Source organism: Cellulomonas dongxiuzhuiae (assembly GCF_018623035.1).
Taxonomy (GTDB): Bacteria; Actinomycetota; Actinomycetes; order Actinomycetales; family Cellulomonadaceae; genus Cellulomonas; species Cellulomonas dongxiuzhuiae.
In genome coordinates, this window is the sequence record NZ_CP076023.1 from 562,545 (window position 1) to 589,061 (window position 26,517).

A 26,517-nucleotide genomic window follows, 5' to 3' on the forward strand; every position below is an offset into this window, starting at 1 on the left:
CGGTCTCGGAGTTCGCGGTGCAGGGCGGGTCGTGGGTGGTCAAGGGTGGGGTCAAGGTCGTCACCGGGCTGCGGACCGCGTTCAAGTTCGACCTGGACGGGTTCGGTGGCGGGTTCGGGCCGCAGGTCGCGGTGGCCGGTGCTGGGGCCGGGGTGCGGGCCAACCCGTTCGCGGGGCTGCTCAACGCGATGACCGAGGGTTCGGCCACGTCGGCCGGGACGGCGGGGCGTACTCCGGTGCGCGACGCGTTCTTCGGCCCGCGGGAGACCGCGGTCCTCGACTCCCCGCGCGCCGACACCCCGCGCGCCGAGGCACCGCGCGCCGAGGCGCCGCCCGCACCGCGCGCCGACGCGCCGCCCCCACCGGGTGTCGCCGCACCGGATGCGCCGGGTGCGGAGGCGCCCGCCGGGCCGCGGGCCGACGCGCCTGATGGCGTTCAGCCCGAGGCGCCGGGCAGTGGTCCCGACGCGGCGCCTGGTCCCGCGGCCGGGTCTCCGCAGCAGCCGGGCCGGTTGTGGTCCCCGCACGACGAGCCGGCGTCCACGGTCCCGCAGGCCGAAGCTCCGAACCCCGACTACACCCCCGACGACGTGCGTGACGCCCTGGACCGGGCCCCGCGCAACGCCGACGGGCAGCCCGTGGACCACCGCACCGGCGAGCCTCTGCTCGCCACCCGCGCCGACGGCACGCGTGGCTGGCACATGGTCTGGGACCCCGAGAACAACCTCTGGGTCGCTGAACGCCCCGGCACCGGTCACCCCGCGCCCGGCAGCATGCCCGAGACCGGCACCCCGAACTCCTTCGGGTACGACGAGCACGGCCAGCTCATGACGTACGCCAACAGCCGGCCCTCGTACGCCCCGGGACAGGTCGAGGCCGTCTGGGAGGCCGCCCCGAAGCGGACCGACGAAGGGTGTTCAGCGATGTCCCCAGATGAGCACGACCCGCAGAGCCCGCTCCTGGAGCAGGCGCGTCCTCGCCGAGACGTACGCGGTCGGGACGCCGTACGCGGGCCCGGTCGCCGACCATCTCGTCGTCGTGGGCGATGACGTCGTCGAGGGCGACCCGCTGTTCGTCATCGACTCCGCGGGACTCACGTACGACCTGGCGCACGACCTGGTCTCCGAACCGCCGGAGCTCACGCAGGTCGACGCGGAGGGGCGGCTCGTCGTCCTCGCGAGCGGTGACGGACGCGTCACAGACGTCGCCGCGACGCGCGGCACGTTCGTGCCGTCCTCGTCGACCCTGGCGACCGTGCAGCGCTCGGGCACGCTGTACGTGCAGGGCGAGTACACGCTCACCGCCAAGGAGTACGCGCGGGTGCCCGACGGGGCGGACGTGACGATCACGCTGCCCGACGAGTCGACCCTCACGGGTCGCGTCGAGCAGGTGGACGTCACGACCGTCGACGGGCAGGCCCAGGCGGTCGTCCGCGTCGCGAGCGCCGAGCTGGTCGACGGCGCCGACAACGGCCTCATCTCCGCCGGTACACCGGTGATCGCGCAGATCACGTTCACGAACGACGGTCCCGTGACGTCTGTCGCCACCAAGGTCCGCAGCTACGTCGACGGGGTCGGGTCCTACGTCGACGGGATGTTCACGACGTACGTCGCCGGGCTGCGCGACTGACGGCCGGCACCCCGGCTCGGTCCCGCCCGCGCCGCGGGCGTCGCGCCCCCGTGCGGGGTGGCGTCGTCGCTCCGACGGCCGTCGTGCGACCCGTGGCCCGTCCCCGGGCGGGCGGCCGAGCGCCCGCGGCTGCGATCGTGGGGCCCCGGCGCGGGGCGGCGGCGGAGGCCCGCCACGCACGGGGGCACGATCCGGGCAGGGGTGTGCGTGGCACGTCCCGAGTCGAGCCCCCGGCATCCCGCTCGTACGGTCGAAGGCAACCACGAGAGACGACAGCACCACTCCACCCGGACCTTCCGGGCGTCGAAATCTCGTGCAGCAGGCGTCAACGAGGCCGTCGTACACGCGACAGCGGCCTCGACCTGGGGTCGCCGTCACACCGACGCCTGGGAGCGACTGTGGCCACACCCTTCGACCAACTCATCCTCGACCCGAGACATACCGACGACAGCCGGGTCCGGCCGCAGAGCACGCGGCCGGCCGAGAGCGAGGCTTCGCAGAGCCCGTCGCTGATGCTGCTGGTGCTGCTGGCCGCCGCGGGGACCGTGGTGTACGCGGCGTTCCTGCTCAACCCCGGCAACCGCGGTGACTGGCTGCCGTATGTGCTGGTCATCGTCGCGGAGACGGTTCTGGTGGCGCACGCGCTGCTCGCCATGTGGACGATCCTGTCCGCCGGGTCGAACCCGCGGGGCTTCACGTTCCACCACGCCCAGGAGCGGTTGTACGACCTGGCCGAGATCCTCGCCGACGGCGCCGAGGACGAGCCGTGGCTCTGGCAGATCTACGTCGAGGACCGGCCGGTCGACGTCGACGTGTTCATCACGACGTACGGCGAGGACCTCGCGACGATCCGCCGCACCGTGACCGCTGCCCTGCGGATCCAGGGCAAGCACCAGACCTGGGTGCTGGACGACGGCCGCTCGGACGAGGTCCGGGACCTGGCCGCCGAGCTGGGTGCCCGTTACGTGCGGCGCCTGTCCTCCGGTGGTGCCAAGGCCGGCAACATCAACCACGCGCTGTCCCTGGCCCGCGGTGAGTACTTCATGGTGCTCGACGCCGACTTCGTGCCGCTGCCGGCGTTCCTGCACGAGACGGTCCCGTTCTTCGCCGCCCCCGACGTCGCGTTCGTCCAGACCCCGCAGACGTACGGCAACTACGACAACGTCATCAGCCGCGGCGCGGGGTACATGCAGGCCATGTTCTACCGGTACGTGCAGCCGGGCCGGAACCGGTTCAACGCCGCGTTCTGCGTCGGCACCAACGTCATCTACCGCCGCGCGGCCGTCGACGCCGTCGGGGGCATCTACACCGACTCGAAGTCCGAGGACGTGTGGACCTCGCTCATGCTGCACGAGGCCGGCTGGCGCACGATCTACATCCCCACGACGCTGGCGATCGGTGACACCCCCGAGACGGTCGAGGCCTACACCAAGCAGCAGCTGCGCTGGGCGACCGGTGGGTTCGAGATCATGCTCACCCACAACCCGCTGTCGCGGAAGCGCTCTCTCACCATGGACCAGCGCATCGCGTACCTCGTGACGGCGACGCACTACCTCACCGGGATCGCACCGCTCCTGCTGCTGCTGGTGCCGCCGCTGGAGATCTACCTCGACCTGTCGCCGATGAACCTGACGATCACCCCGGCGACCTGGTTGCTGTACTACGCCGGGTTCTACGTCATGCAGATCCTGCTGGCCTTCTACACCCTCGGGTCGTTCCGGTGGGAGGTGCTGCTGCTCGCAGCGGTGTCGTTCCCCATCTACGTCCGGGCGCTGGTCAACGCGGTGATGCGCCGCGAGCAGGCCTGGCACGTGACCGGTCGGAAGGGTGCCTACCGCTCACCGTTCGCGTTCATGCTGCCGCAGGTCCTGGCGTTCCAGTTCCTCCTGGTGACGACGGTCGTCGCGCTGTGGAAGGCGTACGCCTCGGGCGACTTCACGCTCGCGCTCGCCTGGAACGCCACCAACACGCTCATCCTCGGCGGGTTCATCGTCACCGCCTGGCGTGAGGGCCGTCGCGCGCGGGCCGCGGCACGCGTCCGGCAGCGCACCGAGGCGCGTGGTCGGCGGCGGGCCGAGGCCGACCCGCAGCGCGTGGCCGCCGGCCCCGCTGACGAGGGGGCTCGCCTCGCACTCGTCGGGTCCGACCGGGCTCCCGCACCGTACTCAGCCGCCACACCGTTCACCGCCGCCACACCGACCGCACGTACCGAACTGTCAACACCCACCGATCGGGAGGCGACCTCATGACCTGGGCCAGCCGCATCCGCCTGCTCGCAGGCACGTTCCTCGTGCTCGCCGTCGCCGCCGTGGCGACGCTCAACCTCAACGACTCCCGCGGTCGCGCGACCAGCGACTCCGCACAGATCCTCGCCGAGACGTACGCCGTCGGGACTCCCTACGCGGGCCTGGTCGCCGACCAGCTCGTCGACGTGGGCGACGTCGTCGCCGAGGGCGACCCGCTCTTCGTCATCGACTCCGCGAGCCTCACCTACGACCTGACCAACGGGCTGGTCTCGGACCCGCCGGAGTTCACGCAGCTCGACGAGAACGGCCGCCTGGTCGTCCTCGCGAGCGGTGCCGGACGGCTCACGCAGGTCGCCGCCGCACGCGGCACGTTCGTGCCGCCGGCCTCGACGCTCGCGACCGTGCAGCGTGAGGGCATGCTGCACGTGCAGGCGGAGTACACGCTGACCGCCAAGGAGTACGCCCGCCTGCCGGGCGGTGCGGACGTGACGATCATGCTGCCCAACGAGGCGACCCTGGAGGGTCACGTCGAGCAGGTCGACGTCACCACGGTCGACGGTCAGGCCCAGGCGGTCGTGCGCATCGCGAGCGACACGCTCGTCGACGGCGCGGCCAACGGGCTCGTCTCGGCCGGGACGCCCGTCGTCACGCAGATCAAGCTGACCAACGACGGCGTCGTGACGACCGTCGCCGAGAGCCTGCGCACCTACGTCGACGGGCTGAGGCGATGACGGCGATCGGGGCGGACAACCCGCGTCGCATGCGCCTGGTTGTCGTGCTGGCCGCCGTCGCCGCGCTCGTCGCGGTCGTGCTCCTCGTCCTGCGCCCCTGGGCGGGCGACGCCGTCCCGCCGGCCGCGGGCGGCTCAGGAGGTCCGGGCGGGGGTGCGCCGGCGTCCCCCGTCGTCGGACCCGACGACGCCACACCCCCGGAGGTCGACGCGGCCGCGCTCACCGGCGCGCTCACGCAGGCGGCGGACGCGGAGATCAACCCCGTCCGCCTGGCCGACGGGCTCGTCCCGCAGTCGAACCGCTGGTACTCCGGGCTCGTCTTCGGCGAGGAGCTGCTCCCCGTCTTCCCGCTGCCGCTGTCGTTCGCGCTCACCACGAGCGGGTTCACGGTCGGCCTGCCGGACCCCGTGACGAGCCCCAAGGCCGTCATCGGTCCCCACGTGCCGGCCGTCACGGTCGACGCCGGGGCTGCGTCCGCGCAGGTCGTCGCAGCCGATCCGGTCGCCGTGACGACGCGCCTGCTCGACGCGGCCGGCGCGCCGCTGGGTGATGTCACCATCGCAGCGGGATCGCCGTTCGTGTCGTTCACGGCCGCAGCGGACATCGACCTCACGTCGGGTGCCGCCTTCGGTGCACTCACCGACGGCGTCGCCACCGCCGAGGTCGCCGGCACCACCTGGGGCCTCGCGACCTCCGGCGGCACCCTCGACGGCGGCACTCTCGCGCTGCCCGCGGGCGCGACGGCCGGCTGGTACGCGCTGCCCGACGACGCCTCCGCGGATGCTGCGGGGATCCTCGCGGCCGCGGCCGTCGACCCCGTCGTGGGCGTCGACGTCACCTACGGCGTCGGCGACGACGTCGCGCGCACGACGCTCACGTACCGCACCGCGGGCTCGACGCCCAGCGCGTACGTCCTCATGCACCACCACACCACCGGTGAGCAGCCCGAGCGCGAGGGGTGCGGGCTCGGCACGTACCGCAGCGTCCACGGCACGCTCGAGCTGTGCGCCGGCTCGACCCTCACGTCCTACGCGCCGACCGTGCAGCCCACGGGGGCCCTCGACCTCGAGGGCATCACCGACGAGCGGCGCGACGCGATCCTCTCTCAGCTCGAGCAGGACGTGGCGGGCACCGCGGCGTTCGCGTCCGACACGTACTACGGCGGCAAGCACCTGTACCGGGCTGCGACCCTCGTCGTGCTGGGCGAGCAGCTCGGCGCCGACGACACCGTCGCGGCCCTGCGCACGCGCGTCGCCGACGCGCTGCGTGAGTGGTCCGAGCCGGCCGGCTGCGACGAGCGCGCCGCACGCTGCTTCGTGTACGACGAGTCCGCGCGGTCGGTCATCGGACGGACCCCGTCGTTCGGGTCCCACGAGCTCAACGACCACCACTTCCACTACGGGTACCTGCTGTCCGCAGCGGGCCTGCTGGGCGCGGACGACCCCGACCTCGTCGACGACCTGCGTCCCGTGATGGACGTGCTCGCCGCCGACATCGCGGCCGCGCAGCCGTCCGACGAGCTGCCGCAGCTGCGCACGTTCGACCCGTACGCGGGTCACGCGTGGGCGTCGGGCACGTCACCGTTCGCGGACGGCAACAACCAGGAGTCCGCGTCGGAGGCCGTCAACGCCTGGAACGGCCTGGGGCTGTGGGCGAAGGCGTCGGGTCAGGACGACCTGCTGACGCAGGCCACCTGGCTCACGTCGACCGAGGCCGCGTCCGCGCGTGACTACTGGACGGACCCGGATCTCGAGGACCCCGTCATGGACGGGTTCGAGCACCGCGTCGTCGCCCTGAACTGGGGCGGCAAGCGCGACTGGGCGACGTGGTTCAGCCCCGAGCCCAGCGCGATGCTCGGCATCCTGCTCATCCCCATGGGCCCGGTGTCGGACTACCTCGCGGTGGACGTCGAACCGGCCGCGATCCTCGCGGCCGTCGACGAGGCGGCACCCGCCGGGCCGGACGTCATGTTCGGCGACTACCTGCTGATGTACCGGGCGCTCGCAGGCGCCGAGGAGGCCACGGCCGCCTGGCAGGAGGCGCTGGACCTGCCTGACACCTCGATCGACGACGGCAGCTCGCGGGCCTACCTGCTCGCCTGGCTCGCCGCCCACGGGGCCTGACGCCCGAGCGCCCTGAGCACGGCCGGGAGGGCGCCCGGCGCACGCGGAGAAGGTCGACGGGACGCCCCGTCGGCCTTCTTCCGCGTGTCCGAGGTGGCTCACAGCTCGGTGGGACGGCACCCACTGCCCCGCAGGTCGCGGCCGTCCTTCACGCGCCGGCCGACCACACCCACCTGGACCGCGCTGGCCGACGAAACGCGACACGTCCAACCCGCGCGCCACAAGCCTGGGACGCTACCTCCACGCCCTCGCGGCCGTCGGGACGTCCGCCGGGCGAGGACTCACCGGACCTCCACGCCCCGGCCGTCGAGCTCGACGGCGAGACCCGTGGCGTCGGGCGCCTCGGCCGGGATCTCGACGACGCTCGTCGTGGGCACCAGGTCCATGGTGCAGACGCCGTCGTACGTGGAGGGGTCGCTCAGGGTGATCCGCAGCACCTGGGCGGCGTCGTCCCACGCGATGTCCGTGGGCACGACCGGGCAGGTGCTGCTGCCGAACGTGACGACCTGGACGTGGCGGGCGTCGTCGCCCACGACGACCACGGTCTCCTCGCCCGTCACGCCGTCGGGTGCGCCGGGGAAGGTCGTCTCGGCGACGGACGGGACGGTGCCCTGCGGCGTGGCCTGCGGCGTGGGGTCGGCGGCGGCCGACGACGCGCTGCCGTCCGGACCGGTGCTGCCTGCCGGATCGGCACTGCCGCCGCACCCGACGAGGAGCACGGTGAGGACCGCCGCGGTGACGCCGGTGGTCGGGATGGTCAGGCGCCTGCTCGTCATGGGTTCCGCCTTCCGCTGCTGGTCACGCCCCCGGCGACCGTGCCCCCAGCATGGCGTGGTCGGGCGGCGGGTGCGCGGACGGTACGCGATCCGCCTCCAGCAGCCGGCGCAGTAGCGGACAGGATCTGACCGCTGCCCGGAGGAGGCTGGCTCCCGACGGACGAGGGAGAGCACCGTGCTGCGGGGACTGAGCAACGTGTCGTACTACGCCGCCGACCTCGATGCGGCCACCGACTGGTACACCCGCGTGCTGGATGCCGAGCCGTACTACGTGCGCGCCGGCCACCGGGAGTGGCGCACCGGCACCGGCGACGACGAGCTGGGCCTCATCGACGCCGCGTACGCCCCGCCCGGCGCGGCCCGCCCGACGCCCCCACCCGACGGGCCCGCCGGCGGAAGTGGTCGCACGTGTGACCACTTCCCGCCGGGCGGCACCCGGATCCGACCACTTCGCGCCCCGGGCCACCCGGACACGGGTGAGCGAGGGCGGGCAGTGACACCCGGGGGCGTGCGGGCGCAGACTGTCCGCGTCGTGATCGCCCGGCCCGGAGGTCCGTGTGGCACCAGACGCAGCACCACGCCCCGCCCTGCTCACCGTCGACGACGACGCCGCCGTCTCGCGCGCCGTCGCGCGCGACCTGCGGCGCCGGTACGGCGAGCGGTACCGCGTGGTGCGCGCCGAGTCCGGGCCCGAGGCGCTCGACGTGTGCCGCGAGCTCAAGCTGCGCGGCGAGCAGGTGGCGGTGCTGCTGGCCGACCACCGCATGCCCGGCATGAGCGGCATCGAGTTCCTCGAGCAGGCGATGGACCTGTTCCCGGCGGCGCGCCGCGTGCTCCTCACCGCGTACGCGGACACCGACGCGGCCATCGACGCCGTCAACGTCGTCGACCTGGACCACTACCTGCTCAAGCCGTGGGACCCGCCGGAGGAGAAGCTGTACCCGGTGGTCGACGCGCAGCTCGACGCGTGGCGGGCCACCGCGCCGTCGGCCGTCCACGGGCCCAAGGTGGTGGGGCACCGCTGGTCGGCGCGCTCGTCGCAGGTGCGCGACTTCCTGGCACGCAACCAGGTCCCGTACCGCTGGTTCGCGTCGGACTCCCCGGAGGGCGCGCGTCTGCTGGAGGCCGCGGGCGTCGACGCCGAGCGCCTGCCCGTCGTCGTGACGACCGACGGCGAGGTCCTCGTCGAGCCCGACGACGCGACGATCGCCGCGCGCGTGGGGCTCGAGGTGCAGCCGGCCGAGGACTTCTACGACCTCGTGGTCGTCGGCGGGGGGCCGGCGGGCCTCAGCGCGGCGCTGTACGGCGCGTCCGAGGGCCTGCGTACCGCGCTCGTGGAGCGCACGGCCACCGGGGGGCAGGCGGGGCAGAGCTCGCGCATCGAGAACTACCTCGGGTTCCCCGACGGCGTCTCGGGCTCCCAGCTGACCGAGCGGGCGCGGCGCCAGGCGCAGCGGTTCGGCGCCGAGATCGTCATGACGCGCGACGTGTGCGGGCTCGACGTCAACGGCTCCGCGCGGGCCGTGCGGTTCGCCGACGGCAGCACGCTCGCGGCGCACTGCGTGATCCTCGCCAACGGCGTGTCGTACCGCGAGCTCGCCGGCCCCGGGCTCGGCACCCTCACGGGCCGTGGCGTCTTCTACGGCTCGGCGCTCACCGAGGCGCCCGCGTGCCGCGACCACGACGTGTACGTCGTGGGCGGCGCCAACTCGGCCGGTCAGGCCGCCATGTACCTCGCTCGGGACGCACGTTCGGTGACGCTCGTGGTGCGCTCCGACGACCTGCGCCGCTCGATGTCGCACTACCTCGTCGAGCAGGTCGAGGCCCATCCGCGCATCCACGTGCGGACGTGCACCGAGGTGGTCGAGGCGCTCGGCGGCGAGCACCTCGAGCAGGTCGTGCTGCGCCGCACCGACACGGGCGACGAGGAGACGGTCGCCACCGGGTGGTTGTTCGTCTTCATCGGTGCCGCACCGCTGACCGGGTGGCTCGACGGCACCGTGCACCGCGACGCGCGCGGGTTCGTGCAGTCCGGGCCGGACCTGCTCAGCGACGGGCGCCCGCCGGCCGGGTGGCCGCTCGACCGCCCGCCGTACCACCTCGAGACGAGCGTCCCGGGGGTGTTCGCGGCCGGCGACGTGCGCGCCGAGTCCGCCAAGCGCGTCGCGTCCGCCGTGGGCGAGGGCGCGATGGCCGTCATGCTCGTCCACCGGTACCTGGAGCAGCTGTGAGCACACCTGCCGACACCCCCGACCTGCGCCCCGAGCGCCCCGCCGACGCGCTGCCCTGCGACATCGACGAGCTGCGCACGCTGTTCCTCTTCGAGCAGCTCGACGACGACCAGCTGCGCTGGCTGTGCCGCCACGGGCACGTCGAGCACCGCGAGCCCGGGCCCCTGTACGTCGAGGGCGAGCCCGCGGACTGGTTCTGGGTGCTGCTGGAGGGCACCGTCGCGCTGTCGCGGCGCGTCGGGACGGACGACGTCGAGGTGTCGCGCACGTCCCAGCGCGGCGTCTACGGCGGCGCGACGTCCGCGTACCTGGGCGACCGCACGCCGCAGCGGTACCCGCACACGATGCGCGTGCTGGCCCCGTCGCGGTTCTACGCGCTGCCGGCCGCGGACTTCGCGGAGCTCATGACGGCGTGGTTCCCCATGGCGGTGCACCTGCTGGAGGGCCTGTTCGTCGGGCAGCGCGCGACGCAGCAGGCGGTCGGGCAGCGGGAGCGGCTGCTCGCGCTGGGTGCGCTGTCGGCGGGGCTGACGCACGAGCTCAACAACCCCGCGGCCGCGGCGAACCGGGCGACCGCGGCGCTGCGCGAGCGCGTCGCGGGCATGCGTCACAAGCTCGCGATGATCGCCGACGGCCCGTACGACGCCACGACGCTCGGGACGCTCGTCGACCTGCAGGAGCAGGCGGTCGAGGCGCTCGCGAAGTCCCGCGCCCCCGGTGCGCCCCCGCCGCCCACGGCGCTCGAGCGGACCGACGCCGAGGACACGGTCGCGGACTGGCTCGACGACCGCGGCATCGTCGGCGGCTGGGACCTGGCACCGACGTTCGTGACGGCCCGGCTGGACCCACCCTGGTTGGACCGCGTCGCCGACGCGGTCGCGCCCGGCATCCTCGAGGGCGCGGTCCGGTGGCTGTCGTACGCGCTGGAGACCGAGCAGCTCATGAACGACGTCGAGGACGCGACGTCGCGCATCTCCTCGCTCGTCGGCGCCGCCAAGCAGTACTCGCAGATCGGCCGCGCGCCCGACCAGACGCTCGACGTGCACGAGCTGCTCGACTCGACCCTGACGATGCTGGAGCGGCGGCTCGACGGCGTCGAGGTGGTGCGGGCCTACGACCGCACGCTGCCGCCCGTGCACGTGTACGGCGCCGAGCTCAACCAGGTGTGGACCAACCTGATCGACAACGCCGCGCAGGCCATGGAGGGTCGCGGCACGCTGACGGTCACCACGCGGCGCGTCGACGACTGGCTCGAGGTCGAGGTCGCCGACACGGGCCCCGGCATCCCGCCCGACGTCCTGGACCGCGTGTTCGAGCCGTTCTTCACGACCAAGCCCGTCGGGTCCGGCACCGGGCTGGGCCTCGACATCGCGTGGCGCATCGTCGTCACCAAGCACCACGGCGACCTGTCCGTGCGCTCGACGCCGGGGGACACCCGGTTCCTCGTCCGACTGCCCTACGCGCCGGCCGCGGCCGGCGACCCGGAGGTGACCGCGTGACCGCGATCGACACGAGCACCCCGCCCAGCGGCCCCGGCTGCGTCGAGTGCGATGCGACGGGCAGCTGGTGGTTCCACCTGCGTCGCTGCGCCGCGTGCGGTCACGTCGGCTGCTGCGACTCCTCGCCGTCGCAGCACGCGACCGCGCACTGGCACGCGACCGGGCACCCGCTGGTGCGCAGCTACGAGCCCGGTGAGGACTGGTGGTGGGACTACGCGCAGGGGGCGTACGGCGACGGCCCCGAGCTGGCTCCGCCTCTGGCGCACCCGGCCGGTCAGCCGGCGCCCGGTCCCGCGGACCGGGTACCCGCCGACTGGCGGGCGCACCTGCGCAGCTGACGTCGTCGCGCTCGGTCCCACCGGACGTGCGACGACCGGCACTGGGCGCGCGGGGCGCACCGTCCCCGGTCAGGGCCGTGGCGGAGCGCCGGACGTCACCGTCGTGCCGTCCGCGGGCGCGGGGCCGCCGTGCGCACCGCGGCGACCGGCACGCCGCACAGGTCGTTCCACCAGCCACCAGCTCGCGGTCGCCGCCACTACGGTCGCGGGCAGCGCGACCAGCCCGGCGGCGTCGTCGAGCGCGGGGCGCAGCCACAGCGTCAGCGGGTAGTTCCACAGGTAGGCGGCGTAGGAGACGGTGCCGAGCGCGACGAGCGGCCGCCACCGGGGCCGCACGACGACGTGCCGCCGCCCGGCCTGCACGAGCACGACGGTCGCGACGGCGACGGCGGGCCCGGCGAGCAGGTACGTGGCGGCGTGGCCGCGCAGGTCCGTGAACGTCAGGGCGGCGAGCAGCGTGACCGCGGCGGTCACCGCGTGCGGCCCTGACGCGGCAGGCGGCCAGCGGTCCTGCGTGACCCGCGACGCGGCGCCGACCACGAAGCAGCCGAGCCACGACGTCGCCAGCGGGTACGCCGCGTCGGGGTCCGCGCGGAACCACACGACCGTCAGCACGCACAGCAGCGCGGCCACCGCCCCCGCGAGGACCAGCCCGGTGCGCAGCCGCCGCACCCGCACCGCGAGCAGGACGACCAGCGGCCACACCAGGTAGAACTGCTCCTCGGTGGCCAGCGTCCACAGGTGGTAGATCGCCGGGCTCACCCCCACCAGCCCGACGTACGGGATGTTCGCCGTGTACGTCAACGAGACCGCCACGGTCCTGCCGAGCGTGCCGGCGTCCCCGAGCGGGTCCAGGGTCGCCGTCACCACGACGAACCCCACGACGAGCACGACCAGCGCGGGCACCAGCCGCCGCAGCCGGCGCCACCAGAACCGGCGCAGGTCGAGCCTGCCGGTCGCCTCCGACTCGTCCACCAGCAGACCGGTGATGAGGTGCCCGGACAGCGCGAAGAACATGACGACGCCGACGACCCCGGCGCCGGGGAACACCTCGGGCCAGGCGTGCCGCAGCATGACGAGCGCGATCGCGACGCCCCGCAGCGCGTCCCACGCGCCGACGCGGGCCGTCACGACGTGCGCGACGCGTGCCGCACCCGCGCCTCGGCCACCAGCTCGGCCACCAGCGCGGGGTACGACATGCCGGCGGCGGCGAACATCCGCGGCACCTGCGAGTGCGCCGTGAGGCCGGGCATCGTGTTGACCTCGTTGAGCACCGGGCCGTCGGTGGTGAGGAAGAAGTCGACGCGCGCGACGCCCTCGCAGCCGAGGGCGTCGACGACCGTGCGTGCGTCCGCTGCGAGGCGGTCGGCGTCCGCGGGGTCCAGCACCGCGGGGACGACGAACCGCGCGCTGCCGTCGTACTTCGTGGCGGTGTCGAAGACCGCGCCGGCGTGCCCGATCTCCAGGGGCGGGGAGACCACGGTGGTGCCGTCGGCGCGGCGCAGCACGGCGACGTCGATCTCGCGGCCCGTCACGACCTCCTCCACGAGCACCCGGTCGTCGAGCTCGAGGGCCGCGGCCACGGCCTCCCCGAGCTCGGCGAGCGTGTCGACGCGGCGCACGCCGTGGCTGGACCCGGAGGCCACCGGCTTGACGACGGCGGGCAGCCGCGGGTCGTCGGACGCCTCGGCGACACCCCGCACGAGGAGACCGTCGGCGACGGCGACGCCCACGGCGGTCGCCACGAGCTTGGTCACCCACTTGTCCATGCCGATCGCCCCGGCGCGCACGCCGGACCCGACGCACGCGACGCCCGCCAGGTCGGCGAGCGCGGCCAGGGTCCCGTCCTCGCCGTGCGGACCGTGCACCGCGGGCAGGAGCACGTCGCACGTCGCGACGAGCGCGACCGCCTCGGCGAAGGACAGCGCGGTGCCGTCGACCGACCACGTGCCGTCGCGCCCGATGGTGAGCGCCAGGACGTCGTGCGTCACGGCCAGGGCCTCGCGCACCGCCGCGGCGCTCGCGAGCGACACGTCGTGCTCGACGTTGGCGCCGCCCCCCACGACGGCGACGCGGCACACGGGTGCAGCTGGCGAGGGCGGGGGGCGGTGCTGCAGGTCGGACGTGGTCACGGGTGCTCCTCGGGGGTGTCAGGCAGGTCGGGGGACGCGGGCACGACGCGGCGCACGAGCCGGCGCCCCAGGCCGGTGAGCAGCTCGTGCGGGAGGGTGCCGGCCCAGCCGGCCCACTCGGTGAGCGTGGGGGCCGGGTCGTCGCCGGTGCCGATGACCGTGACGACGTCGCCCGGCTGCACGGGCAGGTCGCCCACGTCGACGACGACCTGGTCCATCGACACGCGCCCGGCCAGCGGACGCCGCCGCCCGTGGACCAGGACCTCCGCGTGGCCCGACGCGCTCACGGGCAGGCCGTCGGCGTACCCCAGCGGCAGCAGCGCGAGCCGCGTGGGTGCGGCCGTCCGGTACGTGTGGTCGTACCCGACGCCGACGCCGGCGCCCACGTCGCGCACCTGGACGACGGGCGCCGTGAGCTGCGCGGCGGCGCGCAGCACCGGGTGGCGGCCGGTCGGGTCGATGCCCACCAGCCCGGCGCCGACCCGCGACAGGTCGAACGTCGCCGCCGGCAGCCCCAGCACGGCGGCCGTGGCGCCGAGGTGCCGCAGCCCCGGCCGCAGCCCCGCGGCGGACGCCTGCGCGACGCCACGGACGAACCGGGCCGTGGCGGCCGCGTTCGCGGCGGCGTCGAGGCCCGCCGCGCAGGCGAGGTGGCCCATCACGCCGACGACCCGCACCTTCCCGACCCGCTCCGCACGGTGCGCCGCCGCGCACAGGGCCGACCACAGCTCGGGCGGGCAGCCGTCGCGTGCCGTCCCGCAGTCGAGGTACAGGTGGACGTCGACGACGCGGCCCAGCCGTCGCGCCGCCGATGCGGCCGCGTCGAGGTGCGCGAGGCTCGGCACCGCCACGTCCACACCGTGCAGGACGGCGTCGGCCAGGTCGGCACCGGGTGCGTCGAGCCAGCTCAGGACGGGTGCGGCCACGCCTGCCAGTCGCAGCTCGACCGCCTCGGCCAGCGTCGCCACGCCCAGCGCCTGGGCCCCGTTGGCGAGCGCCGCGCGCGCGACGTCGACGGCACCGAGGCCGAACCCGTCGGCCTTGACGACGGCCATGAGCCGCCGGGCCGACGCCGCCAGCACGCGCGTGTTGTGCGCGACGGCGTCCAGCCGCACGGTCAGGACGGGCCGGGTGCGGGCCACCGGGGCGACCGGGACCGTTCCCGGTGGGCAGACGGTCATGCTCACGCCGCCACCGGTCCGTACAGCGCCGCGGGGCGGCCGGTGACGAGCGCCCAGTAGCGGTCCCCGAAGCTCCAGTGCCACCACTCGGTGGGGTAGTTGACGAAGCCGGCCGTGCTCATCGCGTCCGACAGGGCGGTGCGCAGCGCCCGCGCGGCGGGCGGGACGGGTGCGTCGGTGAAGCAGCGGCCCTCGCTCTCCTCCGGCGTGGCGTCCAGCGGGCACCCGAGGTCGAGCTCCCTGCCCGTGGGGTCGACGAGGGTCACGTCGACGGCAGCCCCGGCGACGTGCGGTGCGACGGCGACCGGTGCGACGTAGCGGCTGGTGAGCCGCTCGACGTCGTCCGGTGTCGCGCCGGGATGGTCCAGGCGCACGCGGGACCCGTACCGCGCCACGATCGCCGCCTGCGCGCCGGGGCTGCGCCACCCCTCGGCGAGGGCGAGGTGCAGCCCGACGGGCAGTGCCGCGTCCGCGCGCAGGAGGCGACGGGCGACCGTTGCCCGCACGCGGGAGCCCTGCGGTTCGCCGCTCACGTGCAGGCGGGGCAGCCGGGCGACGACGAGGGGTTCGCCGCTGTCGACGACAGGGACGGCCGCGACCCGCGGATCATGCAGGAGGACGACGTCGTTGCTGATCAGAGGCACGCAGCGACGCTAGCCGTGGCCGTGAGGCGCCCGGCTCCCCCCGGGGTCTCGACGTGCGGCCGCCACGGGGGGACGCCGGCGCGGGGCCGTCCCCCCGTGGCGGGGGATCGTGCGGCGGTCCGTCCACCCAGGGGCTGACGTCCACCTCCCACGCCGCGGGGTGGACGGCCCCGCGCCGCTCCGGACCGGGACGTGGGCGAAGGGCGGCCGCACCGGGTGCGCCCGAGACGCCCGCGTGCGCAGACTGGACGGGCACCCGGAGGTGAGTGTCATGAGCGTTCCCGCGATCGACCCGACCGTCCCACCGAGCGGCCCCGGCTGCGTCGAGTGCGAGCAGGAGTCGGGCTGGTGGGTGGCGCTGCGCAGATGTGCCGCCTGCGGGCACGTCGGCTGCTGCGACAGCTCGCCCGGTCAGCACGCGACGGGCCACTGGCACGCGACGGGACACCCCCTCATACGGTCGTACGAGCCGGGCGAGGACTGGTGGTGGCACTACCAGTCGGGTGAGTACGCGCACGGCCCGGACCTTGCGCCGCCGCTCGCGCACCCCGTCGACCAGCCGACGCCGGGCCCCGCCGGACGCGTCCCGGCCGACTGGCGCGACCACCTGCGCGCCTGACCCGTGGACCCCAGCACCCGGCGCGACCGCCGCGCGGCCTAGCCTCGACGCATGGTCGCCACCTTTGTCACCGCCGGCCGCGTCGTCCTGGGTGCCGGCGCCGCCGCGCAGGTCCCCGAGCTCGTCGCGGGGCTCGGGCGCCGCGTCCTCGTGGTCGCGGGGCGGTCCGCGGACGTCGCGGCGCTCGCGGGTGCGACCGTGCACCGGCACCGCGGCGAGCCCGACGTCGACGCCGTCCGGGCCGCGGTCGCCGTCGCGCGGGAGGTCCGTCCGGACGTCGTCGTCGGCTGGGGCGGCGGGTCCGTGCTCGACCTCGCCAAGTGCGTCGCGGTGCTGGCGCGTGGCGCTACGGACGTGCTCGACCACCTGGAGGTCGTCGGTCGGGGGCTGCCGCTGCCGGACGACGCGCTGCCGGTCGTCGCCGTGCCCACCACGGCCGGGACCGGCGCCGAGGTGACGGCCAACGCGCCCGTCCGCGTCCCGGAGCGCGGCGTGAAGGCCAGCCTGCGGGGTCGTGCGATGCTCCCGGCCGTCGCCGTCGTCGACCCCCTGCTCACGCTCGGCTGCCCACCGGCGCTGACGGCGGCGTCGGGTGCGGACGCCCTCACGCAGGCCCTCGAGGCCTTCACGACGCCCCACGCCACGCCCCTGACCGACCCGCTGGCCCGTGACGCGCTCGTCCGCGCCGGCCGCAGCCTGCTGCGCGCGGTCGAGCACGGCGACGACGTCGACGCGCGCACCGACCTGAGCGTCGCGGCGCTGCTGTCGGGCATGGCGCTGGCGAACGCGAGGCTCGGTGCGGTCCACGGGCTCGCGGCCGCGCTGGGCGGGCGGCTCGGCGCCCCGCACGGGCAGGTGTGCGCGGCGGTGCTGGCCGCGACGACGGCCGCGAACGTGACGGCACTGCGCCGGACGGACCCGGACGGCCCCGGCCTGGCCCGGTACGACGACGCCGCCGTCGCCCTCACCGGGCGGGCCGGTGCCCGTGCGGACGACGCGGTCGCGTGGCTGCGTGACGTGGTGGCAGCCCTGCGGGTCCCGGGTCTGGGAGCCCTGGGCCTGTCGGACGACGACGTGCAGGCCGTCGTCACCGACGCCCTGGCCGCGTCGTCCATGCGCGGCAACCCCGTCACGCTGACGCCCGCCGACCTCACGGAGGTCGTCACCGCGTCGTGGTGAGCCGGCCCCCGTCCGGGACGTGGGGCCGCGGAAAGAGCGGGCGTTCGCCGTCGAACCACCGCAGGATGGCCCCATGAGCACCCTCGACCGACTGACCGCCGACCTCACCACGTCCCTCAAGGCCCGCGACACGCTGCGCACGAGCACCCTGCGCCAGCTCATCGGTGCGGTGCGTCACGAGGCCAAGGCCGGCACGGTCGAGCGCGAGCTCACCGAGGACGAGGTCCTCAAGGTCCTGGCCCGCGAGTCGAAGAAGCGCCGCGAGTCCGCCCAGATCTACACCGACGCGGGTGCCCCCGAGCGCGCGGCCACGGAGAGCGCCGAGGCGGAGATCGTCGACGAGTACCTGCCGACGCGCCTGAGCGACGAGGAGCTCACCGCGCTCGTCGACGCCGTCGTGGCCGACACCGGGGCGTCGTCGCTCAAGGACATGGGCGCCGTCATGAAGGAGGCGAACGCCCGCGCGCAGGGCCGCGCCGACGGCAGGGCGCTGAGCACCCTGGTCCGCTCCCGCCTGGCGGGCTGACGACGCGCCGGCGTGCCGGCCCGGCGGCCTCGCGCGGCGCCGCAGCCTCCGGAGCCGGTCGGTCCCTCACTTCAGGGCCCACTCGTCGGTCGCGTAGTCGGCCCGCCCGTCGGCCGCGGTGAAGTCCGTCCACGTGTAGATCCGCAGGTACGTGCTGCCGTAGTAGCCGTACGTCTTCACCCAGAGGTACTTCGTGGCCCAGCTGTAGGTGTAGGTGGCGCGCAGCCAGCCGTCGCCCATGTCCTGGGCCCGGCGGCTGCCCCAGTCGCAGGCCGTCGGGGTGCAGGCGCCGTAGCCGCGCAGCGTGAAGTAGGACTCGCCGCCCGTGCAGTTGCCGTCGGTGTCGCACAGGACCTGGTCGCCGCAGTGGAAGCCGACGGTGACCTGACGGACCGAGCGGGTGCCCGGGTCGATGTTGTGCCAGTCGCCCATGAGCGGCGGGGTGGCGCACAGCGCGTGCGCCGGCTGGGCGGTCGACACGCTCAGCGCGGCGACGCCGAACAGCGACAGCACCAGGGCCAGGAACGCGAGCAGGGCGCGTCTCGGGGCGTGGACGGACGTGGGCATGGTGATCACCTCTCAGTGAACCGGAGCAGGCGACCCCCGCCTGCTCGTTCGAGGAGCCGTGTGCGCCGGACGGTGATACCGCCGACCCACCCTTCGCGTCGTCCGACCACCCGTCGCCGAGCGCGGGGCACACCTGCAGAGCGCGGTGGTGGATCCCCCCGCGCTCGACCCGTGTCCACCGCGCTCGTCGACGTGGTCGCATCGCGGGGCGGCCGTCTCCCGCCTGCGGGGTGACGCGGCCAGAAGAAGATGTCCTTGACCGTTCTGTGCTGTTCACGACAATCTGGCGGGGTTTGCGCCGTCCTGGTCTGAGGGGGCCCCAGGTGGACGTGTCACGCCAGAACCAGCTGCTCGCGCACGAGAAGCGTCGAGAGCGGCTCCGCCGCCTGCTCGTCCTCCTCACCGGACTCCTGCTCGCCGCCACGGGCGTGCTCGCGCCCGTCGGCGAGGTGGCGGGCGCGCCCCGCTTCGACATCCGGTGCGACGAGCTGATCGACGGCATCGACGGCATCGCGGGGGACGACGACCTGCCCGGCGGCAAGAACGTCCCGGCCGGGCACAAGGAGAGGATCCCCGACTACACCTACGAGAACGCCTCCGAGGCGTTCCGGGACCGTGCGGCACCCACGCAGGCGGAGCTCGACGCGCTGCAGGGCGACTACAGGGACTTCCCTGCCGGGTCCGAGGACCGCATGCTCCGTCGCTGGAAGGTGTACGAGGGCCCGTGGGACTGGGAGCGCTGGCGCAACACGTACATCCCGAACCAGGCCAACGACGCGAGGGGCGACGGGTTCCACCGCAACGTCGGGCGGCGCCTCCAGCTCGGCGGCCCGGAGTGGATGTGCGAGGACACCAAGCTCTGGAACGAGAAGCAGCTCGGGTACGAGCGCCGGTACGACTCGGTCAACCGGACGAAGCAGCTCGCCATGGAGCTCAAGTCCGGCGGCTCACCCCTCAAGCTGGAGCAGCTCCGGGCTGACCAGGCCCTGATGCGGGGGTCGGGCTGGAAGGTGTACTACGTCTTCAGCCAGGAGCCGCTCCGCGGGCAGGTCCGGCTGATGGACCAGCACGGGATCAGGTACGTCGTGCTGGAGTCCACCGCGCGCCTGCAGAACCCGCCGGCCAAACCGGCCAACACGTCCCTGAACCCGGACCCGAACAAGCCGACCGGAGGGGCCGCCAAGGACCTCGCGGCGCGCTCCGGCCGGACAGCCGCCGACGCCCGCGAGGCGCGGCGCCTCGCGGACGACTTCGACGACGACCAGCGCCGCCAGGGCTTCGGCGCCCGGCGCCCGGGCGGTATCGACTGGACCTCGCTCGAGCTCCACTACGTGTCGGACGACCCGCAGACCAAGGACTTCGGGTACGCGTTCTCCGCGGCGGAGCTGCCGGACGACGGCGAGGCCGAGCCGGGCTTCGGGGGAGAGGCCGCGCTCGACCTCTCGTCGGACGCGCTGTTCACGTGGCTGGCCCTCGACCAGAGCCAGTTCTGGGTCAACCTGAACCCGGACTCGCCCGAGTCGATCATCGACCCGCAGTTCGCGACGACGGACGCGGGTCGCGTGCTGCTGCAGGCGGACCTGCGCTTCAAGGAGACGCAGTACGAGTACATGGACCCGGAGACCGAGCACGGCAAGGCCTTCTGGGACTCGATGGAGCGCACGTCGGAGGGCCTGATCTGCCACGGGTCCTACCGGATGTGGGTCGAGCCGAAGCCGGCCACCGTCCGGGAGGACGGCGACCAGCTCTACATCCTGGATGCGCCCCTGGCGGCCAGGTACGAGCCGATGGACATCGACTGGCGCCCGCCGGGGCAGGAGGAGGACTTCTGCGAGGACGCACCTCAGGACATCGTGGACCGCAACACCCGGCGCATCGCCGACACGTTCGCGCCGCTGCTGGAGCAGCGGGTGAACTCCGCCCCGGAGTACGCGGACCTCCGTCGCGTGTACACCTCACGGGTGGCCGCCCAGTGGCTCGAGGAGCGTGACGCCGAGCGTCCTGGCGCCTTCCACGACGTCATCGGCTCCGGTGACGTGTCGCCGTGGCCGGCGCGCACGGCGTGGGACCCGCAGGACGTCTTCGACGAGTACGTCCAGCAGCTGAGCACGCCGCTCTTCCGGTACGAGTGGACCTTCGGCGACATCGAGTACTGGATGGACATCGTGGGCGGGGTCACCCTGCCGGACACGCCTCGGGAGGCCATGCCTGCGGAGCAGTTCCAGCAGGAGCACCCGACCCTGCCGACGACCGTGCAGTCCTCGGTCCACGACGCGGTCAGCGTGCCGCTGGCCGCTCCGGCCGGCAACGCCCTGGGCACGTTCGCCGAGGACACGGAGAGCATGGCGTGGCTGGGTGGCGGGCCGATCGTCCAGCTCGCGCCCGAGCCGACCGACCCGCCGGACCCCGGCCCGACCGACCCCGGCCCGACCGACCCCGGCCCGACCGACCCCGGCCCCACCGACCCCGGTCCCACCGACCCGGGACCGGGCCCCGGTGACCCCGGCACCCCGCCGGGGGGCCGCGCCGACGGCCCGGCCGGGCCGCGCGGCGGCTCACCCCGCGAGGTCGTGGCCTGGGGCGGCGGGACGCTGCCCAGGACGGGGTTCTCGGAGCCGTGGATCGTCCCGACGGCGCTCGGGCTGATCCTGGCCGGCGGGGCGCTCCTGGTGCTGCGGCACCGCTGGACGCGGCGCCCGTGACCGCGCCAGCCCCGCGGGTCGACCCCGTGCGCAGCACCTGGTGCCGGGTCAGGGGCGAAGGGCGGGTTCGTCCTCGAGAGGTTCGTCCTGCGGCGCGGGCGCCTCGGCCTCGGCCATCGCGCGCCGTCCCGAGGGCAGCGCGACGCCGGCGACCACCACGACCATCAGCGCGACGCCCGCGGCGACGAGCAGCGACTCGACGCTGTACCGGTCGGCCAACGGCCCGAACACCGCCATCCCGACGGGCATCGCGACGGCCATGACGATGCCCACGAACCCGAACACCCGTCCCAGCCGCTCGGGCTCGACCTTCTCCTGCAGCACGGTCATGGTCGGGGTGGAGAAGAACGGCACGCCCAGGCCGATGAGGAACATGAAGCCGAAGAAGACCCACATGTTCGTCGACAGGCCCAGCCCCACGTTGAGCACGGCGAACAGCGCGGTGGTGATGACCACCATGTGCACGCGGTTGCGCAGGCCTCCCCACCACGCGACGACGACGCCGCCCAGGGTCATGCCGATGCTGAAGGCCAGCTCGTTGACCGTCAGCTTCCACACCTCGTCGCCGAACGAGCGCACCACCATGAGCGGCGTGAGGAACGACGGGGCGACGATGAGCACGAACACCAGGCCCCACATGGCCAGGATCCACCGCACGAACGGTGTTCGGGCGACGTACCGCACGCCGTCGGTGAGGTCCGCGAGGTAGCCGCGCACGCCCGCCTGCTGGTCGGCGCGCTGCAGGCGGGGCACGGGCACGAGCAGCAGCAGCCCGATGCCGATGAGCGCGGTGACGACGTCGACGAAGAAGATGGCCTCGATCGACGCCCACGCGTACATGCCGGCGGCCAGCGCCGGCGCGACGAGCATCATGGCGGACTGGATGGTGCCGTTGATGCCGTTGACGCGCATGAGCTTGTCGGTCGGCACGATCTGGGGGAGCAGGGCGCCGACGGCGGGCGTCTGGATGCCCGCGCCGGCGGACCGTATCGCGGCGGCCAGGTAGAGGATCCACAGGTCGTCGTAGCCGGACAGCATGAGGATCGCGAGCGCCAGGGTGGTGGCGGCGATGGACGCGTCGGCGCCGATGACCAGCGCGCGGCGGTTCAGCCGGTCGGCCCACACGCCGCCGAAGACCGACACCACCGCCTGCGGCAGGAAGCCGACGACCGCGTAGACGGCCATGACCGTCCCGGAGCGCGTGACGAGCGTGAGGTGCCACATGATCGCGTACTGCACGAGCATCGAGCCGAGCAGCGAGAACGTCTGACCCGTGAGGAACACGGTGACGTCGCGCCGCCAGCGGGTGGGTGCGGTGGGGGTGGTCATGGCGGCCTCGGGGTGGTAGGTGCACGACGACGTCCCGGGGTAAGACCGGGCGCGGCGGCCGGACTCATCGGGACCACCCCATGCTCGTCCCGACGGTGGTTCGCGGTCACGCCGATTGCCGCGCGCACGCGGTTCGCGCCGGGTTGCCCCGCCGTGCCCCGTGAGGAGAGAGGTGAGCAAGGGCACAGGACACGCCGCGAGACACGCTGATTGCGCACTTCGTGGCGGAATGCCCCCGCTGCCCGCCTGGATTCACCCGGTGAGGGGAACTACCGTTGCGTAAGTGACTGAGAACCGTGCCAACAGCACCGCGCCGGCGACGGCCCCGCAGCACTCCGTCGAAGGCTTCGTCAAGGAGTTCCTCCGGGAGCTGCACTACGGGCAGGGAGTCACCCTCGAGCGCGCCAGCGTCAACGACCAATACCTCGCTCTCGCGCGCACCGTCCGCGAGTACCTCATGGCGCGCTGGCTGGAGACGGTCCGGCGCCAGCGCGACGCGCAGGCCAAGTCGGTGGCGTACCTGTCGGCGGAGTACCTGCTCGGGCGCCAGCTCGACAACGCGCTCCTGGCCACCGACCTCTCGGAGATCGTCGAGGAGGGCCTCGCGTCCCTGGGCATCGAGCTCGGCACGCTGCGCGAGCAGGAGGTCGAGCCCGGCCTCGGCAACGGCGGCCTCGGGCGCCTCGCCGCCTGCTTCATCGACTCGCTCGCGACCATGAGCGTCCCGTGCATCGGCTACGGCATCCGCTACGAGTACGGCATCTTCCGCCAGACGTTCGTCGACGGGTTCCAGGTCGAGAAGGCCGACTCGTGGCTGACGCTCGGCGCGCCGTGGGAGTTCCCCCACCCGGAGGCCGCGGTCACCGTGCACTTCGGCGGGTCGACCGAGCGGTACACGGACGACGACGGGGTCGAGCGCAGCCGCTGGGTCCCGACGTGGGACGTGCGCGGAGTGCCCTACAACTACATGGTGCCGGGCTACCAGAACGGTCGCGTCAACACGCTGCGGCTCTGGAGCGCGCAGGCCACCGAGGCGTTCGACCTCGCGATCTTCAACTCCGGCGAGTACGTCGAGGCCGTGCGCTCGCAGACCTTCGCGGAGAACATCTCCAAGGTGCTCTACCCCGAGGACTCGACGCCCCAGGGCAAGGAGCTGCGGCTGCAGCAGCAGTACTTCTTCGTCGCGTGCTCGATCCGTGACTTCGTCGAGAACGTGCTGCCCGCCGACTTCGACCTGCACAACCTGCCCGAGCGCATCATCTTCCAGCTCAACGACACCCACCCGGTGATCGCCGTGCCGGAGCTCATGCGCATCCTGGTCGACGAGAAGAAGTGGGACTGGGACGAGGCCTGGGCCGTCACGCAGAAGTGCTTCGCGTACACGTGCCACACGCTGCTGCCGGAGGCGCTGGAGGTCTGGCCCGTCGCGCTGCTGGGCAAGCTGCTGCCGCGCCACCTCGAGATCATCTACCGCATCAACGACGACTTCCTCGCCGAGGTCGCGCAGCGGTACCCGGGTGACGAGCTGCGCCTGCGCCGCATGTCGATCATCGCCGAGCACCCCGAGCGCTCGGTGCGCATGGCCTTCCTCGCCACGATCGCGGGCTCCAAGGTCAACGGCGTCGCCGAGCTGCACTCGCAGCTGCTGCGCGACAAGGTGCTGCCGGACTTCTCGGAGTACTGGCCGGACAAGTTCACCAACGTGACCAACGGCGTCACGCCGCGCCGGTTCGTCCGCCTGGCCAACCCGGCGCTGTCGGACCTCATCACGGACGCCATCGGCCCCGGCTGGATCACCGACCTGGGGCGGCTGCGCGAGATGGAGCCGCTGGCCGACGACCAGGAGTTCCGCGAGAAGTTCCGTGCCGTGAAGGCGCACAACAAGCACCGGCTCAGCGCGCTGCTGCAGCGCCGCGACGGCATCACGCTCCCCGGGGACGCGATGCTCGACGTCATGGTCAAGCGCCTGCACGAGTACAAGCGCCAGACGCTCAAGGTGCTGCACATCGTGTCGCTCTACGAGCGGATCGTCAGCGGCGAGCTGGACCCCACGACGATCCCGCCGCGCGTGTTCGCGTTCGGTGCCAAGGCGGCTCCCGGCTACAAGATGGCCAAGCAGACGATCGCCCTCATCAACCACGTGGGCCGCGTCGTGAACGCCGACCCGCGCGTCAAGGGCGCGCTCACGGTCGTCTTCCCGCCCAACTACAACGTGACGCTGGCCGAGACGCTGATCCCCGCGGCCGACCTGTCCGAGCAGATCTCGCTGGCCGGCAAGGAGGCGTCGGGCACGGGCAACATGAAGTTCGCGCTCAACGGCGCACTCACCATCGGGACCGACGACGGCGCCAACGTCGAGATCCGCGAGCTCGTCGGCGACGAGAACTTCTTCCTGTTCGGCCTGGTCGAGCCGGAGGTCGACGCGCTCGTCACCGCCGGCTACCGCCCCGCGGAGTTCTACGAGGAGAACGCGACGCTGCGTCGCGCGATCGACCTCATCGCCTCGGGGGCGTTCGCTGGGGGTGACCGCACGGTCTTCGAGCCGATCGTGTCCAACCTGCTGCACGAGGACCGGTTCCTCGTCCTGGCGGACTTCCAGGCGTACCTCGACGCGCAGGACCGCGTCGACGAGGCCTACCGGGACACCGAGGCGTGGACCCGCTCGGCGATCCTCAACGTCGCGCGCTCCGGGTTCTTCTCCTCCGACCGGGCGATGTGGGACTACATCGACCGCATCTGGCACTCGAGGCCCGTCGTCTCGCGCTGACCCGCTCGTCCGCGCCCGGCCCCGTCACCCGCGACGTCCTCGCGGGTGGCGGGGCCGTTCCGTGTCCACAGGTGGCTCTCGGGCAGCTCGCAGAGAAGTTCACTCGTACGCGCGGACCGGTTCCTCCCGGATCGGGCGGTACGGGCGCTTTCTGCCCAGTGACCTGCGTCGACGCCGACCCGTAGCCTGCGGACGAGCACTGAGATCCACGCCACTCGTCCGCCTTCACGGCGGGCAATGAAGGAGCAACCTCGTGACCCCGAACCCCCTCCGGAGAGCGGCCGCGATCATCGCGCTCTCCGTCCTCGCCTTCAGCGGCACCGCCGTCGCGGCCCAGGCCGCCACGGTCGAGCCGAGCCCGTCCCCGACCGTCACCGCGGAGCCGACCGCCGAGCCGACGGACGAGCCCACCGCCGAGCCGACGGACGAGCCGACGGACGAGCCCACCGACGAGCCGACGGACGAGCCCACCGCCGAGCCGACGGACGAGCCGACGGACGAGCCGACGGACGAGCCGACGGACGAGCCCACCGCCGAGCCGACGGCCGGTACGGTCCCGGTCCCGGCCCTGACCGTCACGCAGCCGACCTGCAACGGCCTCAACGTCGTGAACACCGGCCGGATCGCCATCGCGCCGGCCTCGACGGTGGACTGGGTCGTCTTCAACGAGGGCGGCTCGCTGTACGCAGCCAGCGAGGAGGACATCGAGGGGTCCTCCGAGAACCCCGGCGACGCAGGCCAGTTCGACGTCGCGCCCGGCGAGTACTACGTCTTCGCGTTCCCCGGCGACGACAAGGAGTTCACGGACCTCGGTGCGTGGGTCCTGATCGAGCCCGAGTTCGACACCACCATCTTCCAGACGATCAACATCACCCCGTTCGCGGGGACGTGCCCCGTCGAAACGCAGCTGACGGACGCCACCAAGGGCGGCTTCACCAGCCCGGCGAACGTCACCCGGGGCGGCACGCTCGTCCTGTCCGGCCTGCCGGCCGGTGCGGTCCTGCGCGGCTACCTGTTCTCGGTCCCCACGGACCTCGGTGTCGCGACGGTGGCCGCTGACGGCACGCTGCGCCTGACGGTCCCCGCGGCCGTCACGGTCGGCACGCACCGCGTCGCGCTGTACCGCGCCGACGGCACGCTCCTCGGCTGGCAGTACGTCGAGGTCCTCGCCGGCGGGCAGCTCGCCGTCACCGGTGTCGACCCCGTCGCGGGCGTCCTCGGCGGCGTCGTGCTCGTCGCGGCCGGCGGTGCGCTCGTCCTGGCGCGTCGTCGCCTGGCGAGCTGACCCAGCAGCACCC

The 26,517-nt window shown here is 73.7% G+C and carries 21 protein-coding genes; 14 read left to right on the forward strand and 7 right to left on the reverse strand.

Going from position 1 to position 26,517, the window contains the following annotated elements:
* Window positions 1–17 precede the first annotated feature (17 nt).
* From KKR89_RS02655 to KKR89_RS02675, 5 genes are all read left to right on the forward strand, one after another.
* On the forward strand, window positions 18–1,049 hold the full coding sequence (locus KKR89_RS02655) for a hypothetical protein (protein WP_208197150.1): 1,032 nt from the start codon (window positions 18–20) through the stop codon (window positions 1,047–1,049).
* Window positions 1,039–1,629 carry an HlyD family efflux transporter periplasmic adaptor subunit gene (locus KKR89_RS02660; RefSeq protein WP_251140984.1) on the forward strand — a complete coding sequence of 197 codons (591 nt, stop codon included), beginning with the start codon at window positions 1,039–1,041 and terminating at the stop codon, window positions 1,627–1,629. The genes KKR89_RS02655 and KKR89_RS02660 overlap by 11 nt, the downstream gene beginning before the upstream one ends.
* A 398-nt stretch (window positions 1,630–2,027) precedes the next feature.
* Window positions 2,028–3,878 (forward strand): glycosyltransferase family 2 protein, encoded by a 1,851-nt coding sequence (locus KKR89_RS02665; RefSeq protein ID WP_208197152.1) that lies wholly within the window; start codon window positions 2,028–2,030, stop codon window positions 3,876–3,878.
* Window positions 3,875–4,606, forward strand: coding sequence for an HlyD family efflux transporter periplasmic adaptor subunit (locus KKR89_RS02670; RefSeq protein WP_208197153.1), 732 nt, complete (start codon window positions 3,875–3,877; stop codon window positions 4,604–4,606). The genes KKR89_RS02665 and KKR89_RS02670 overlap by 4 nt, the downstream gene beginning before the upstream one ends.
* Window positions 4,603–6,729 carry a glycosyl hydrolase gene (locus KKR89_RS02675; RefSeq protein ID WP_208197154.1) on the forward strand — a complete coding sequence of 709 codons (2,127 nt, stop codon included), beginning with the start codon at window positions 4,603–4,605 and terminating at the stop codon, window positions 6,727–6,729. Before KKR89_RS02670 ends, KKR89_RS02675 begins: the two co-directional genes overlap by 4 nt.
* 281 nt (window positions 6,730–7,010) lie before the next feature.
* Here KKR89_RS02675 and KKR89_RS02680 read toward each other — a convergent pair whose 3' ends face one another.
* Window positions 7,011–7,505 carry a hypothetical protein gene (locus KKR89_RS02680; protein WP_208197155.1) on the reverse strand — a complete coding sequence of 165 codons (495 nt, stop codon included), beginning with the start codon at window positions 7,503–7,505 and terminating at the stop codon, window positions 7,011–7,013.
* 557 nt (window positions 7,506–8,062) lie between these two features.
* Here KKR89_RS02680 and KKR89_RS02685 point away from each other — a divergent pair.
* From KKR89_RS02685 to KKR89_RS02695, 3 genes are read left to right on the forward strand one after another with little or no spacing between them, the layout of a single operon-like run.
* A complete protein-coding gene (locus KKR89_RS02685) occupies window positions 8,063–9,736 on the forward strand; it encodes an FAD-dependent oxidoreductase (protein ID WP_208197156.1) in 1,674 nt (557 codons plus the stop codon).
* Window positions 9,733–11,235 carry an ATP-binding protein gene (locus KKR89_RS02690; protein ID WP_251140985.1) on the forward strand — a complete coding sequence of 501 codons (1,503 nt, stop codon included), beginning with the start codon at window positions 9,733–9,735 and terminating at the stop codon, window positions 11,233–11,235. Before KKR89_RS02685 ends, KKR89_RS02690 begins: the two co-directional genes overlap by 4 nt.
* Window positions 11,232–11,573 carry a UBP-type zinc finger domain-containing protein gene (locus tag KKR89_RS02695; RefSeq protein ID WP_208197157.1) on the forward strand — a complete coding sequence of 114 codons (342 nt, stop codon included), beginning with the start codon at window positions 11,232–11,234 and terminating at the stop codon, window positions 11,571–11,573. Before KKR89_RS02690 ends, KKR89_RS02695 begins: the two co-directional genes overlap by 4 nt.
* Before the next feature lie 69 nt (window positions 11,574–11,642).
* Here KKR89_RS02695 and KKR89_RS02700 read toward each other — a convergent pair whose 3' ends face one another.
* From KKR89_RS02700 to KKR89_RS02715, 4 genes are read right to left on the reverse strand one after another with little or no spacing between them, the layout of a single operon-like run.
* The gene (locus KKR89_RS02700; protein ID WP_251140986.1) at window positions 11,643–12,704 is read right to left on the reverse strand and encodes an acyltransferase family protein; all 1,062 of its coding nucleotides are present in this window, start codon (window positions 12,702–12,704) and stop codon (window positions 11,643–11,645) included.
* Complete coding sequence (locus KKR89_RS02705) at window positions 12,701–13,705, reverse strand: D-alanine--D-alanine ligase family protein (protein ID WP_208197158.1); 1,005 nt, start codon at window positions 13,703–13,705, stop codon at window positions 12,701–12,703. The genes KKR89_RS02700 and KKR89_RS02705 overlap by 4 nt, the downstream gene beginning before the upstream one ends.
* Window positions 13,702–14,886, reverse strand: a complete 1,185-nt coding sequence (alr, locus tag KKR89_RS02710) for an alanine racemase (protein WP_243883198.1) — start codon at window positions 14,884–14,886, stop codon at window positions 13,702–13,704. The genes KKR89_RS02705 and alr overlap by 4 nt, the downstream gene beginning before the upstream one ends.
* A gap of 2 nt (window positions 14,887–14,888) precedes the next feature.
* The gene (locus KKR89_RS02715; protein ID WP_251140987.1) at window positions 14,889–15,530 is read right to left on the reverse strand and encodes a M15 family metallopeptidase; all 642 of its coding nucleotides are present in this window, start codon (window positions 15,528–15,530) and stop codon (window positions 14,889–14,891) included.
* Between the two features lie 271 nt (window positions 15,531–15,801).
* Between KKR89_RS02715 and KKR89_RS02720 the strand changes: the two genes are divergently transcribed.
* The 3 genes from KKR89_RS02720 to KKR89_RS02730 all read left to right on the forward strand — a co-directional run bounded on the left by KKR89_RS02720 (window position 15,802) and on the right by KKR89_RS02730 (window position 17,854).
* Window positions 15,802–16,149 (forward strand): UBP-type zinc finger domain-containing protein, encoded by a 348-nt coding sequence (locus KKR89_RS02720; RefSeq protein ID WP_208197160.1) that lies wholly within the window; start codon window positions 15,802–15,804, stop codon window positions 16,147–16,149.
* A gap of 51 nt (window positions 16,150–16,200) precedes the next feature.
* Window positions 16,201–17,328, forward strand: coding sequence for an iron-containing alcohol dehydrogenase (locus KKR89_RS02725; RefSeq protein ID WP_208197161.1), 1,128 nt, complete (start codon window positions 16,201–16,203; stop codon window positions 17,326–17,328).
* A gap of 73 nt (window positions 17,329–17,401) precedes the next feature.
* Window positions 17,402–17,854 carry a GatB/YqeY domain-containing protein gene (locus KKR89_RS02730; RefSeq protein WP_208197162.1) on the forward strand — a complete coding sequence of 151 codons (453 nt, stop codon included), beginning with the start codon at window positions 17,402–17,404 and terminating at the stop codon, window positions 17,852–17,854.
* Between the two features lie 66 nt (window positions 17,855–17,920).
* Here the strand turns inward: KKR89_RS02730 and KKR89_RS02735 are convergent, their stop codons facing one another.
* On the reverse strand, window positions 17,921–18,421 hold the full coding sequence (locus KKR89_RS02735) for a hypothetical protein (protein ID WP_208197163.1): 501 nt from the start codon (window positions 18,419–18,421) through the stop codon (window positions 17,921–17,923).
* Between the two features lie 329 nt (window positions 18,422–18,750).
* Here KKR89_RS02735 and KKR89_RS02740 point away from each other — a divergent pair, with 329 nt between their 5' ends.
* Window positions 18,751–21,123: an LPXTG cell wall anchor domain-containing protein gene (locus tag KKR89_RS02740; protein WP_214765664.1), complete on the forward strand. Its 2,373-nt coding sequence runs from the start codon at window positions 18,751–18,753 to the stop codon at window positions 21,121–21,123.
* Between the two features lie 48 nt (window positions 21,124–21,171).
* Here KKR89_RS02740 and KKR89_RS02745 read toward each other — a convergent pair whose 3' ends face one another.
* Complete coding sequence (locus KKR89_RS02745; RefSeq protein ID WP_208197165.1) at window positions 21,172–22,452, reverse strand: MFS transporter; 1,281 nt, start codon at window positions 22,450–22,452, stop codon at window positions 21,172–21,174.
* A 283-nt stretch (window positions 22,453–22,735) separates the two neighbouring features.
* On the opposite strand from KKR89_RS02745, the gene KKR89_RS02750 reads away from it, so the two are divergent.
* On the forward strand, window positions 22,736–25,219 hold the full coding sequence (locus KKR89_RS02750; protein WP_208197166.1) for a glycogen/starch/alpha-glucan phosphorylase: 2,484 nt from the start codon (window positions 22,736–22,738) through the stop codon (window positions 25,217–25,219).
* A gap of 253 nt (window positions 25,220–25,472) precedes the next feature.
* On the forward strand, window positions 25,473–26,504 hold the full coding sequence (locus tag KKR89_RS02755; protein WP_208197167.1) for a PT domain-containing protein: 1,032 nt from the start codon (window positions 25,473–25,475) through the stop codon (window positions 26,502–26,504).
* Window positions 26,505–26,517 lie beyond the last annotated feature (13 nt).